This is a genomic window from Chryseobacterium tongliaonense, assembly GCF_041224435.1.
GTDB classification, from domain to species: Bacteria; Bacteroidota; Bacteroidia; order Flavobacteriales; family Weeksellaceae; genus Chryseobacterium; species Chryseobacterium tongliaoense.
Genome location: NZ_JBGFFD010000008.1, coordinates 44,253 through 58,236, shown reverse-complemented (window position 1 = coordinate 58,236; position 13,984 = coordinate 44,253). Strand labels below are relative to the sequence as shown.

Annotated in this window: 12 protein-coding genes; 8 read left to right on the top strand and 4 right to left on the bottom strand. The window is 37.6% G+C overall.

Features of this window, described 5'->3' with window-relative positions; genetic code table 11:
* Positions 1–43 precede the first annotated feature (43 nt).
* From AB8P06_RS16035 to AB8P06_RS16005, 7 genes are all read left to right on the top strand, one after another.
* A complete protein-coding gene (locus AB8P06_RS16035; protein ID WP_369843269.1) occupies positions 44–2,866 on the top strand; it encodes a T9SS type B sorting domain-containing protein in 2,823 nt (940 codons plus the stop codon).
* A gap of 112 nt (positions 2,867–2,978) precedes the next feature.
* The gene (locus tag AB8P06_RS16030; RefSeq protein WP_369843268.1) at positions 2,979–6,377 is read left to right on the top strand and encodes an FIDD domain-containing protein; all 3,399 of its coding nucleotides are present in this window, start codon (positions 2,979–2,981) and stop codon (positions 6,375–6,377) included.
* Positions 6,378–6,516: 139 nt separating this feature from the next.
* A complete protein-coding gene (locus AB8P06_RS16025; RefSeq protein WP_369843267.1) occupies positions 6,517–7,305 on the top strand; it encodes a hypothetical protein in 789 nt (262 codons plus the stop codon).
* 196 nt (positions 7,306–7,501) lie between these two features.
* Positions 7,502–8,278, top strand: coding sequence for a DUF6759 domain-containing protein (locus AB8P06_RS16020; RefSeq protein WP_369843266.1), 777 nt, complete (start codon positions 7,502–7,504; stop codon positions 8,276–8,278).
* 89 nt (positions 8,279–8,367) lie between these two features.
* Positions 8,368–9,045 carry a tRNA (guanosine(46)-N7)-methyltransferase TrmB gene (gene trmB / locus AB8P06_RS16015; RefSeq protein WP_369843265.1) on the top strand — a complete coding sequence of 226 codons (678 nt, stop codon included), beginning with the start codon at positions 8,368–8,370 and terminating at the stop codon, positions 9,043–9,045.
* 99 nt (positions 9,046–9,144) lie between these two features.
* Complete coding sequence (locus tag AB8P06_RS16010) at positions 9,145–9,792, top strand: DUF6759 domain-containing protein (RefSeq protein WP_369843264.1); 648 nt, start codon at positions 9,145–9,147, stop codon at positions 9,790–9,792.
* A 33-nt stretch (positions 9,793–9,825) separates the two neighbouring features.
* Positions 9,826–10,275, top strand: coding sequence for a DUF6759 domain-containing protein (locus AB8P06_RS16005; protein WP_369843262.1), 450 nt, complete (start codon positions 9,826–9,828; stop codon positions 10,273–10,275).
* A gap of 78 nt (positions 10,276–10,353) precedes the next feature.
* On the opposite strand, the gene rpsB is transcribed toward AB8P06_RS16005, so the two are convergent.
* The 3 genes from rpsB to rplM all read right to left on the bottom strand — a co-directional run bounded on the left by rpsB (position 10,354) and on the right by rplM (position 12,149).
* Positions 10,354–11,115: a 30S ribosomal protein S2 gene (gene rpsB / locus AB8P06_RS16000; protein WP_007843279.1), complete on the bottom strand. Its 762-nt coding sequence runs from the start codon at positions 11,113–11,115 to the stop codon at positions 10,354–10,356.
* 186 nt (positions 11,116–11,301) lie between these two features.
* Positions 11,302–11,688 carry a 30S ribosomal protein S9 gene (rpsI, locus tag AB8P06_RS15995; RefSeq protein ID WP_007843277.1) on the bottom strand — a complete coding sequence of 129 codons (387 nt, stop codon included), beginning with the start codon at positions 11,686–11,688 and terminating at the stop codon, positions 11,302–11,304.
* Positions 11,689–11,693: 5 nt separating this feature from the next.
* The gene (gene rplM, locus AB8P06_RS15990) at positions 11,694–12,149 is read right to left on the bottom strand and encodes a 50S ribosomal protein L13 (RefSeq protein WP_007843275.1); all 456 of its coding nucleotides are present in this window, start codon (positions 12,147–12,149) and stop codon (positions 11,694–11,696) included.
* 350 nt (positions 12,150–12,499) lie between these two features.
* On the opposite strand from rplM, the gene AB8P06_RS15985 reads away from it, so the two are divergent.
* A complete protein-coding gene (locus AB8P06_RS15985) occupies positions 12,500–13,609 on the top strand; it encodes a DUF3667 domain-containing protein (protein ID WP_369843259.1) in 1,110 nt (369 codons plus the stop codon).
* On the opposite strand, the gene AB8P06_RS15980 is transcribed toward AB8P06_RS15985, so the two are convergent.
* Positions 13,606–13,938 (bottom strand): hypothetical protein, encoded by a 333-nt coding sequence (locus AB8P06_RS15980; RefSeq protein ID WP_369843258.1) that lies wholly within the window; start codon positions 13,936–13,938, stop codon positions 13,606–13,608. The genes AB8P06_RS15985 and AB8P06_RS15980 overlap by 4 nt on opposite strands.
* Between the last annotated feature and the right edge of the window lie 46 nt (positions 13,939–13,984).

Here is a 13,984-nt window from a genome sequence, read left to right as displayed (position 1 = left end):
TATTCTGTTATTTTTGTATTAATCCATATTAATTCCCATACACATGAAAAATTTTCTACTAAGTTTACTTTTATTTCTATTTACAATCAGCGAACTCTCTGCACAACGAGATACAGAGCATTGGTTCGCCCCCTATTATGACAACTCATCAACATCAGCCACCACGTACACCCATGGCTTGTATTTTTCAACAGATTCCACGACGCCTTTTCAGGTAAATATTTACAGCAATAATACGGTCATCGGAAATGTGACCATCAGTAAAAACAATCCTCAGGTTTTTTCTTTACCCGCTCAATATATCCGGACAATAACAAGTTCAAGCGCAGCCGTCCCAAGCAGTCTGGGAGTATACACCCAGGGAAGTAAGCCCTATTTTGTTTCCTTAAGAATATACAATACATCACATGGAGAAATTGTTACCTCTAAGGGCAAGGCAGGAATCGGGAAACAGTTTTATGCTGCAGCTACCCCGATTACCGTCAGCTCAAGCAGCAGTAATTTCACTACCGGAATAATGGCAACAGAAGATAATACGACGGTAACAATTTCAGGATATGACCCGAATATCCAGTTTATCAATTATCCTAATCCACCTTTAACGACCACGGTTATCCTAAATAAAGGAAAATCTTATATCCTTGCAGGAGTTGGGAATATCCTTGCCAACCGGGAAGGTTTCATAGGCACAAAAATCGTAGCAGACAAACCCGTATCAGTCACCAACGGTAATTCGAACGGTTATTATGCCACTACAACATCTGCAGACGGATCTGACCTTATCATGGATCAATCTGTACCTGTTGAGCGTCTCGGAAATGAATTTGCAATGGTAAAAAGTATTTCCACCAGCTCCGCCAATATGGAAGGTGGAATTATTGTGGCAACAGAAAACAATACTGATATTTACTTAAACGATGGGGCCACTCCTGTAGCAACTATTCAGGAAGGAGATTTTTACAGAATCTTAGCTAGTTCATATGTTGCACAGGCCGGAGGACATTCAAATATTTATATACGGACCACTAAAAATGTATATCTCTACCAATTGATAGGCTCAGGCAACGCCAACAATACCGGCGGCTATAATTACATCCCACCGTTGAATTGTTTTTTACCCAGAAAAATTGATGAGATCGGTAAAATTAATGAAATGCCCACCTACACCGGTACTATTAATTTAAAGTTGAATATTTTAACAGAAGCCGGCGCCGCTGTAACGGTAAATGGAAATACGCCACCTGCCGCTCAGGGGCCTTTTCCGCTCACAGGAAATACCCAATGGGTAACTTATGCCATACAGGGGATCACAGGTAACGTTACAATTACATCCACAAAAGCTGTTACGGCAGGAGTAAACGGAGGATACAATACCGCCGGATACGGTGGCTATTTTGCAGGATTCTCTTCTGTTCCCGTTATTGCCAAACAAACTGGAGATTGTATTCCCGGTATTGTACTGGAAGTGGATGACAGTTTTGAAAGTTATCAATGGTTTTGGAACGGAAACCCGATTCCGGGGGCAATCAGCAATTCATATACTCCGACTGAGGCAGGAAACTATACCGTAAAGGTTACAGTGGGAACCTGCCCGCCTGCCATAACTCCTGTATACAAAGTATTCACCTGCCTGCAGGAATCAACAGAAACAATGACAGTCTGTAATGGTTATCAACCCATAGTCCCTGAATTTACAACCTCTCCTCAAACGTATGTTCCCGGCACAGTAACTATTGTGACACCACCTGCAAATGGTACGGCAACAATTGATCCCGTGAGTGGAGTAATAACTTATGTACCGAATTTCGGATATTTTGGCCCGGATTCAATGGTTTATAAATTCTGTGGTAATGCCCCTGAATTTATTGACTGTGAGCAGATAACTTTAAACTTAACAGTGTCTTCACTGCCTGTTGTCAATGATGCTACTTTAAGAACCTGTTTTCTTGAAGAAAATGTAGCAACAGGATTATTCAACCTTACCACAGCATCTGTGACCACACAAACCGGGGTAATAAAAAAATATTACCCATCCCCTACTGATGCTGAAAACGGAACAAATGAAATCACGAACCCAACTGCATATATCGCTCCGAATGGAGTCGTTTATATAAAAGTAATCAATGCCAACGGCTGTTACAAAGTAGCCAAAGTAACATTAATTGTTTTTCCGCCGGTACAATCTGAGGTACTTATTGATAAAATCATTTGTATGGAAGATACCACCACCTTAGATGCAGGTCCTGGATTTGACGGCTATGAATGGAGTACGGGAGCTTTAACCCAGTCTATCACCAATGTTACAGTAGGTACTTATTGGGTAAAATTAAAAACAGGAGAATGTATTACCAAACAACCCGTAAATGTATATCCGGCAGAACAACCGATCATTACTAACATAGAAGTTGCCAACAATACAGTTACCGTACATGTTATAGGAGGTACTGCTCCATACAGATATTCGATAGATAACACCAACTGGCAGGATTCTAATATTTTTGAAGATGTTCCCAGAGGTGATGTTACGATATATGTAAAAGATAATTATGATTGTGATCCCATAAATGTAGCCATTACGGTTCCTAACTTAATCAATGTAATCACCCCGAACGGAGACGGAGTTAATGATATTATCGATTATTCATCTTTAGCCCATAAAACAAATCTGGTCTTCAGTATTTTTGACAGATATGGAACCAAGCTTCATCAGGGTGATAGAAATAACGGGTATCAATGGGACGGAACAACTGGCGGAAAAAAAATCTCTACCGGAAACTACTGGTATGATATCAGCTGGAACGAGCCCAATAAAAAGCAAACCGCAATACGATTTACCGGCTGGATCCTTGTAAAAAACAGAGAATAATAATTTTTATAAATCTTTATGAAAACCACGACTCAAAATCGTGGTTTTTTTATTATTTTTTCAAGGCATTACTACTTTTTATTATTAAATTTGTGACAAAAGCCAGCACTAAATGAAGAAATCTTTATCTTTTTTATTTATACTTTGCGTTTTCATGTCTACTTTCGCTCAATTAGACAGAGAACATTGGTTTGCTCCCATGATGGACAGAACTGCCAATCCAAATCCATATCAGAAGCTATACCTGTCCACCAACCGTACGACCCCGTTTCCCGTAAGCATTTACAATAATAACATCTTAATAGGAACTGTAAATATCAGTAAGAATAATCCTCAGAAATTTGATGTATTAAGACAGTATATCATTACCACCCAACAGGCAGACCTGTTTACTCCCACATCAAAAGGGCTTTATCTGAAAGCAGATTTCCCTTTCTATGCCAATCTGAGATTTTCGGTATTCAATCATGCGGAAATCATTACTTCAAAAGGAATTCCTTCCACAGGAAAGACTTTTTATGCTGCTAATGCACCCATTACTGTTATTAATTCCATTTTGAATTTCATGACCAGTGTATTGGCAACAGAAGACAATACAACCGTTACGGTTTCAGGATATAAACCTACTGTGCAGTTTTCAAACGGTACATCAGGGATGACCAACCCTACTATGACTTTTACCCTTAATAAAGGACAATCTTATATCATTGAAGGCAGTGGAAGCCTTACCGGAAATTCCGATGGATTCATCGGTGCCAAAATTGTTGCCAATAAACCGGTTAATATCACCAATGGTAACTTTAACGGCCAATATGCAGGTAACTTTCCCACAAGTTCCGATATTTTAATGGACCAGGCGGTTCCTGTTGAAAGATTGGGATCTGAATTTGCCCTCGTGAAAGGAAACGGAAGTGTGGGCGCCAATATGGAAGAAGTTCTTGTTATTGCCACCGAAAACAATACCCAGATTTTTGTCAACAATGAAGGAACTTCCCTCGCCACATTGAATACAGGCGAATATTATGTAATCCCGGACACCAAATACCAGGCCCAGGGAAGCAGCCACTACAATTTATACATCAAAACCACAAAAAATGCATATGTCTATCAGATGCTGGCCGGAGATTCCGGAGTGGGCAACGAGGTAGCTACCGGCGGTTTTAATTTTATTCCTGCCCTAAACTGTTATCTGCCTAAGCAAATTGACGAGCTGGGATTGATTGACGAAAATTTTGTTCATTCCAATAACAACCCTGCCGGAATTCTCAATATCCCTACAAAGCTTAATCTTATTACAGAAAGAGGTGCCACAGTAACGGTAAATGGCGTTACTCCACCGGTCAGTACAGGTCCTTTCGGCATGACAGGTACCAATAACTGGGTTACTTACGGGATCCCCAATGTAACAGGAACAATCACAGTGGTTTCGAATAAAGCGATTACTGCCGGAATCAATGCAGGGAGTGACGCAGTAGGATACGGAGGTTTCTTTGCAGGTTTTCCGACACAACCGGTGATTTTAAAATCGGGTGGAGATTGTGTTCCCGGAATTGTTCTTACTGTAGATCCTGTTATTTATAATGCTTATCAATGGTATGTAAACGGGACTCCTATTCCGGGAGCTACCGGAGTTTCTTATTCTCCTACGCAATCGGGCTATTATACCTGTGCAGTAACGATGGGAAGCTGCGCGCCACTGATAACGGAACAATATAAAGTTTTAAACTGTACCAAATTAAGTACTGCAACTTATGATATTTGTACTGATAAAGTAATTACTCCTGCATTCAGCAGCTCTCCACAGACTCCTGTAGTTTCTACTATAGCGATTACAACGCCTCCTACTTTAGGAACAGCAACGATCAATGCAACTACCGGAGCAATCATTTATACTGCAACCAACCCAGGAACAGCAGGAACAGATACCTTCACCTATACGTTCTGTGGAAATGATCCGGATTTTCCGGATTGTGAAACGGTGACGGTAACAATCAATATTCAGCCAGTTACAGTAAATAATGTTACGCTAACCACTTGCAGCATAAACGGACAGGGAACTTTTGACCTTACCTCTGCCAATGTAACGAATAACTCACCGGTAACGATAACCTATTATCCTACCCTTTTAGATGCTCAGAATGAAAATGCAGCAGCATTAATAACCGTACCCACGGCTTATCAAGCTCCCAACGGTACCATTGTCTATGCTGTTGTAAAAAACCCTACCGGATGTAAGAGCATCGCACAGATTACTCTTAATCTTTATCCCGTAGCCATTGTATTACAAAATTACACAGCCAATTTATGTGATGATAATCTGGATGGCCTGGTTACAGTTATTCTGTCCAACATTACTCCTTTGGTGCTTAATAACCCTACTTATTTTACCAATGTAAGATATTACGCCAACTTAGCTGATGCCAATGCAGGGAATGCCACGACATTACCCAATACCTGGACTTTCAGCACCAGTACAACCATCTATATCAGGGTAGATTCTCCCGATGGATGTGCCGCGGTAGTTCAGCCTCTGGTTTTCAATATCGGTGCTAAAATACCTTTAATAACCGGCACCGTAACCGCAAGCTTTTGTGATGATGATTTAGATGGCACCAAACAGGTAGATTTAAACCAATATCTTGCTCAATTTACAGCAGATCCGCTGGTAACCGCAAGCTATCACAGCACATTAGCTGATGCTCAAAATAATGTAAGCCCACTTACCAACCCTGTTACCATTACAGGGACTCAAACCATCTATGTAAGATTTGAAAAGTCCGGGGTATGCCCTCAGGTGGGAACAATCATCATTACTATTAAAACTCCGAAAAGCTCACCTCTTCTGATGGATCAGATGATCTGTCCGCAAACCACCACAACATTGGATGCAGGCCCGAATTTTGAAAGCTATCTTTGGAGTACCGGAGCAACAACCTCTTCCATTACCAATGTTCCTATCGGCAACTATTGGGTTGACCTCACAACCAATGGCTGTGTGTACAGACAATACGTGAACGTGATTGAAGCACCAACACCGGCTATCATTTCGATAGACATCAATGGAACTACAGTAACGATTGGAGCCAGTGGCGGAACTCCGCCTTATGAATATTCACTGGACGGAAATACGTGGCAGACTTCAAATGTTTTCCTGAATGTACCGAGAGGCAGCTATATTGCTTATGTAAGAGACGCCAAAAGATGTACGGAAGTTCAAAGACCGTTTACCATCATCAACCTGATCAATACCATTACGCCTAACCTAGACGGGCACAATGATGCTATAGATTATTCGGCATTAATGGGAAAAGACAATATTGAGTTCAGAATATATGACCGGTATGGTGCAGAGATTTTCAGAGGAGACAAGTCTAACCGATATATATGGGACGGAACATTAGGTGGAAGACCGGTGTCTACTGCAACGTATTGGTATACCATCAGCTGGACTGAATTCGGGGCTACCACAAATGTAAAATACTCAAGCTGGTTATTGGTAAAACAAAGATAATTTGTATAAATTTCTCTTAAAAAAGGCATTTATAACATTCATTAACAGTTCTATGGTAAAGTTTAATATAACTTTAACCTGTTTTCACTATTTACTTAGGTATAAATTGAATGATTTCTGTGTAATTTTGCCCCATTATATGAAGAATCTTATTACTCTATTGCTATTGGTTTTTCTGACAAAAATCAATGCTCAAACATATTCGGGGGAAGTATTCCTTAGAGATAATTCAGTATTATATCTCAACCAGGTATATGTTACGAATCTTAATACTCAAAAAACCGTTCTTACAGATTATAACGGAGACTTCAATATCCAGGCAAATGCAGGTGATATTATCCGCTTTACCTCTATTGTTACGGAGAGAAAAGATATTCAGCTTTCTCCTCAGATGCTTGGCCCTAAAAATCTAATAGAGCTGAAAATTGCTTATCATGATATTCAGGAAGTTGTTATCAGCAGATTTAAGCCTACCGGGAATTTAAGATATGATGTAACGGCATTGGCCAAAAAAGATAAGGCACTTGAACTCAAAAAAGTAATCGGCTTACCGGAACCTAAAGGTGACGGTACCCCGCCTCAGCTTCCTGTTGCCGGATTACGAGATGGCGGACTGACTTTCAGCCTCGAGAGTATCTTCGATATTTTATCGGGTGAAAGAAAGAAAAAACAGCGTTACATCGCCTATGAAAGAATGAACTCCTCCGTCAGCCAGATCAAAAATTATCTGGGAAAAGATTACTTTACAAAATTCAAGATTCCTGAAAATCTGATTGATAATTTCCTGCAATTTGTTTATTCGTCGGAAAATCTTGATCCTTATATTCAGGCAGGAAATTTTGAGGCTGTAAAAATTCCGATTGAAAAATATATGCCTATTTATCAGAGAAGGCTGAGAAACTCCCATCTTCAGGAAGTCGTAAAATAGTAAATCATATTATAAATAAGTATATGTCAATCGACGGTATATTTTTTGTATATACATGCTTTATAACTTTTTTTTCGTTTTAGATTAAAAATAAAAATAAAGTTATCCCGTTTGTATTAGTGTACCACACCGAATCACAATAGCAAAAGGAGCATATTAATAAAAGTGCTTTATTTTAACTTATTATATGTATTAAATGAAAAAAATACTTTTACTATTTAGTTTATGTATCTGCTTTGGTCTTTCAGCTCAGAAAAAAGGAAAAGATTACAGCAATATCCTGAAAAGCAAAAATATCTATGAGATCAATGCCTTCCTTCGCGATGCACATCCTGATGATCCCCGGAGATCAGTATTAAAACCCAAGGTTATGGATATGATGAAAGACTATATAAAGAATGCTCATCCGGCCGATCAAAAGGTTAAAGAAATGCAGGAAATGCTGGCTCTGCTGAAAAGAAGACCTTCCACTAAAATTACTTTTGACGAAATGAATGCTATCATTAAGCAGAAGCAGATCGCCAAATATAAAGCAGAACTGGCAGCGAAACAATCTACAGTGGTCTACACTCCAAGTAATGCCAGCAATGCTATTGTCGTAAATACATCTGCAAGTACAGTAGCCATTCCGGATGCAGAAGCAGAAGAATTCAATATGCTCATGAAAGTTTCTCCAGTAGAGCATAGAAACAATACCGTAAAAATACTCAACTCCCTTTTCGATAATGATCCGACGACTAAGGAATGTATTGTTCTTATCGAAAACAAATCCGATTGTAATATTATTGTAAGAATGGAGGGAGTAGGTACCACAAAATACAGACTTGCCGTTCCCGCTCATAATGAAAATTCAATTGTGGTAGAAAAAGGAAATTACCTTTTCACAAGTCTGGTTTGCGGGGCGCAGTACGCTTCTCAGAAAACCATTCAAAAACCTATTATGGTGGCATTGGGAACTTCAGACGGCAAATAATCAAAAAATTCCGAACCTTTCTTTTTAAAGCTAAAAGCAACATAATCTGTTTAAATTTTGCTATTTTTGCAGGATTTTTATAAACAGTTATGGGCAAGAATAAAATAGCAAGATTTACAGAAAACAAAATATTACCAAATGTCATTCAGCCTACCAGAGAAGAGGCATTGAACGGTTTTGAGCTTAAGGGAAAATGGAGATCCGATTTTTTTAAGAATGATCATCCTATTGTCCTTGAATTGGGCTGTGGAAAAGGGGAATACTCTGTAGGGCTTGCCAAAACCTTTACTGAAAAAAACTTCATAGGAATAGATATTAAAGGAGCTAGATTCTGGTTTGGGGCAAAAGAAGCTGTTGAAAACAATATGAATAATGTAGCATTCTTACGGTCTCAGATTGAGCTTGTAGATTGTTTTTTTGCAGAAAATGAAGTAGATGAAATCTGGATTACTTTCCCGGATCCTCAAATTAAGTACAGACGTACAAAACACAGATTGACCCATCCTGATTTTCTTGACAGGTATAAAAAATTTTTAAAACCCGGCGGAATCGTTCATTTAAAAACCGATTCTGAATTTCTGCATGGGTACACCTTAGGTTTTCTTCAGGGAGCCGGCTACGAAATCCTTACTGCCCATCATGATATTTACGGAGCCCCGGAATATGATCCTAACACAGAACATTTAAGAGATATCAGAACTTATTACGAAGAACTTTTTTCTGCTAAAGGAAAAACAATTACCTATATTAAGTTCCGGATTAATTAAATCAAAAAAAACACATGAGAAATCGATGAAATCTGATCTTTTACTCTAACAACAGCAAATACAATTAATATGTGAAATTAATATATAAAACTATAACCCATGAAAAAAAATTTCCTCACATTCCCTTTATTCTTTGCCTTATTTTCATGCAACACTACTCATGATGTTCAGAAGTCTACTACCAATATCCTTGACAGTAAGAGTATAAGCGAAATTGAATTGTTTTTAAAAACAGCTCATCCGGAAGATCCGAGAAGAAGTGTTTTAAAGCCAAAGCTGATTGCTTTAAAAAACCAGGAATGGACAAAAGGCAAAATAAATGCAAAGCCAATGCAGGCAAGGCCTGTAATTTCCGAGATCCCGAACAGCATTATGAAAAGCTCCAACTCGGCAGAAGCTGAGGAATTTAAGCGTTTAATAACCTCTACATCAAACCAGCACAAAGATAAAACCGTAAAGCTCCTGAATGCCATGTTTAATGAAGATATCAGCAGTAAAGAGGTGATTCTTTTATTTAAAAATAATTCAGACTGTAATTTAGTCCTGAGAATTCAGGGGAAAGATTTTTACAATATGGCAGTTCCCGCTCATGGTGAAAATTTCATTGTTATTAATAAAGGGACTTATACTTTGAACAGTAATGTCTGTGATATTCGATACAGCTCACAGAAAGAAATAAAAAAAAGTATTTTTTTAACCATTAACAATCCTGAAGAGTCAACGAATCAAGTGGTTTTAAAAAAATAAAAAAAGCTTAATTTTACATCACAAATTTTTAATATGAAAAAGGCATTTCTCTTTTCAGGCTTTACTCTGGCTATTATTTTAAACAGCTGCAATGCAAATTATACTACAAGTTCTCCAGCTAAACGCCCTTATCCCCGCGCTACTACCTCTTCCACTTCATCCGTTTCACAGACAGAAAGGGAATATAGCGCCCTGATAAAGACTTATAAGCCGGAAACAGCTGAAGTTCTTACAGACCTGTTAAATGATTCGTCTGACAGTCCTAAAACATCCGTAACGATCGAAAATAAATCCAGATGCAACATGGTGATCACGATCAGCGGTCCTAATTATTTCAAGAAGATCCCCATTGGAGCCGGCAAGATAGGATCTGCCATGGTTCTTAAAAATCAGAATTACAATTTGTCGGGAAGGGTTTGTGAATCGGTATATCAAAAAACTAAATTTATTACCACTTCTTACAATATCACACTTTCCAATTGATAATTAATAAAAAAACAACAATAAAAAAACCGTTAAGACTCGCTTAACGGTTTTTTATATTTCAAAGATAATCTTTAATTATTCAGCATCGAAATCAGCATCTGTATCAGCAGATACTTTTTCTCCTTCTTCTTTAGATTTTTCTTTATCAGCTTTTCTTTGAGACTGACCTTCTTTGATCGATTCAGAAACTACGTTCAAAATCATGTCGATAGATTTGGAAGCATCATCATTCCCTGGAATTACGAAGTCAACTTTTCTAGGATCAGAGTTCGTATCTACGATACCGAAAACCGGAATACCTAATTTTTTAGCTTCAGTTACAGCAATGTGTTCTCTTAAGATATCAACAACAAAGATTGCAGAAGGAAGACGAACCATGTCAGAGATAGAACCTAAGTTTTTCTCTAAGTTAGCTCTTTGTCTGTCAACCTGAAGTCTTTCTTTTTTAGATAAAGTTTCGAACGTACCATCTTTTTTCATTTTATCGATGGAGTTCATTTTTTTAACAGCCTTTCTGATTGTAACGAAGTTCGTTAACATACCACCAGGCCATCTTTCTGTAATATAAGGCATATTAAGTTCAGAAGCGTGTTTTGCTACTACTTCTTTTGCTTGCTTTTTAGTTGCTACAAAAAGAACTTTTTTACCTGCAGAAGTTAATTTTTCTAAAGCATTACAAGCTTCGTCTAATTTAACTGCTGTTTTATGTAAGTCTACAATGTGAATACCATTTTTCTCCATAAAAATGTATGGAGCCATATTTGGATTCCACTTTCTAGTCATGTGACCGAAGTGTACACCAGCCTCTAAAAGGTCTTTTACATTTGCTTTTGCCATGTTTTCTGTTTTTGTTAGTTTACTTTCCGCTTTTTAAGCAATCAACAACTTCTTTAGATGGGAGAAGCGTTTGGATGCTAAACGTAACGGGCAATTTTTAAAATTAGATTAATAGATTTCAGATATAAGATAGCAGACGAAAAAAAGTCTGACATCTGACATCTCCAATCTGATGTCTGAAAAAAATTAACGTTTTGAGAATTGGAATCTCTTTCTTGCTTTTTTCTGACCTGGCTTCTTTCTTTCCACCATTCTTGCATCTCTCGTAAGTAAACCAGCAGGCTTCAATGCTAATCTGAACTCAGCGTTGATTTCGCATAAAGCTCTTGAAATACCTAATCTGATAGCTTCTGCCTGACCTGTATTTCCACCACCGAATACGTTTACGGTAACGTCATACTGACCAACAGTTTCAGAAAGGATAAACGGTTGGTTTAATTTATAAACCATTACGTCTGTAGAGAAATATTCTTTAGCATCTTTACCGTTTACTGTAATGTTTCCAGAACCTGGTTTTACATAAACTCTAGCTACAGAAGTTTTTCTTCTTCCGATTTTGTGAACTATAGACATATTAATTATTTAAATTCGTTAACATTAATTGTTTTAGGCTGTTGAGCTTCATGTTTGTGCTCAGTTCCTTCATATAAATAAAGGTTCTTTAATAAAGCAGATCCTAATCTGTTTTTCGGTAACATACCTTTTACAGACTTTTCCAATACTTTTAAAGAATCTTTCTTTTGAAGTTCAGCCGCAGTCATAGACTTTTGACCTCCAGGATAACCTGTATGCCAGATATAAGTCTTATCGTTCCACTTGTTTCCTGAAAGAGTTACTTTCCCAGCGTTCAAAACGATTACGTTATCACCACAATCTACGTGAGGTGTATAATTCGTTTTGTGCTTACCTCTCAAAATCTTTGCAACCGTAGAAGCTAGTCTTCCTAACGGTTGTCCTTCAGCGTCTACCACAACCCATTCTTTATTAGCAGTAGCTTTGTTCGCTGAAACAGTTTTGTAACTTAATGTATTCACACGTTTTAGTTAAAGATTAAACATAATTTTCCCCATAAGGGTGTGCAAAGGTACAAATAATTTTCGTAACCTAAAAACATATTTTATTTAATATGCTGAATGATATCCAGCTTAAACGATTCCACACATTCGGCCTATCTGAATTATCCATGGCATAAATATTGTAAAATCAAAATACAGATGGGAAACAAATTTTCGGAAGATTCTAAAAACATAAGTGATAAAGTAAAGAGTTTGATCCCTCAACTCTTGCTTTATTAATTTATTCACACCCATACTTTAAGATTATTATAAAATTCACATTACATTTTTCCTGAAATAATTATATTTGCTCAAAATCTTAAAAAACGATGAGCCACGGAAAAATCAGAGAAGAAAAAGATTGTCTTAACTGCGGACATATAGTAGAAGAAAGATTCTGCCCCCATTGCGGACAGGAAAATACAGAACCCAGACAACCTTTTTATTATCTCTTCACTCATTTTATAGAAGATTTTACCCATTATGACGGACAATTCTGGAAAACCATAAAATACCTCCTGTTCCGTCCCGGAAAATTAACCAAAGAATACATTGCAGGGAAAAGGCAGCTTTATGTAGCCCCTGTAAAACTTTATATATTCATCAGTTTTATTACATTTCTCCTCCCGGGATTCCTTCCCGGTACGGATGAAAAATCCCATGACACAAAAAGACCTTCTGCCGAAGAAACCAGAATAAAAAAGGAAAAAACTGAAAAAGCACTGGAAAACCTTAAGAAAGAAGGAATTCTTACAGACGAAAATGTAATCAATGCTAAAAAGCTTATCGATACTATAGAAAGTAGCTCAAAAAAAGAACATGCCATCCCGGACAATGATGATCTGATCGATGAAACCCTCACCGAAAGCAATACAAAAGTGCTCGGAGCTGAAAACATGAAGCAGTATGATTCTTTACATCAGAAAAACAAAAACAATATACTTTATGCTCTTTCAAGACCTTTTGCCAGGAAAACCTTTGAGCTGAAAGAAAGTGGATTAAATAAGGCACAAATTAAAGAACGCTTTCTGGAAACCTTCTCACATACTCTTCCCAAAGCACTCTTCGTATACCTTCCTATATTTGCTTTCTTTCTGTGGTTATTTCATAATAAGAAAAAATGGTGGTACTTCGACCACGGTATTTTCACACTTCATTATTTCTCATTTTTATTGTTGGGAATCCTGATTTTTATGATCAAATCCAGTATCATGGATTTCTTACCTGACTATGGAGTTATTAATTTAATATCCGGCCTTATTACAATGGCGCTTACCGTTTATTTATCCATTTACTTTTTCGTTGCCCATCACAGGGTTTATGAAACCAAAAAAAGAATCAGTATTTTTAAGGGTGCTCTTTTATTTATGATTAATTCTTTCGGACTGATGCTGATGCTTATTGGCCTCCTGTATATCAGCTTCTTAATGATCCATTAATTACGCAAAGACTTGCTTCCCCTGAAGCTTGCGATTAAATAATAGGCCACAAAAACAGTTGAAAATTTAAGAATGGAAGGAACTGCCAGCTCCAGGCTGAAAATCAAAGTCCCCAAAAGAACCAGAATTCCCATTGCAGCAAAAGACAATCCTAATTTTTGAGGTAATGTAAAATTCGGTGTGTCTAAATAATAGGCCAATCCCCAGGCAAAACCAAATGCCGCTGCATAGTAGAGTTCAAGACCAATATTTTGAGTGCTCAGGAAAAAATAATTGATAAGAAAACTGATCACTGTTCCTAACGCGAAGTAAATAAGAGCTTTTTGCATACCATAAAATATTCTGCAAAAGTAGATAATTTAAAGATGATATCTA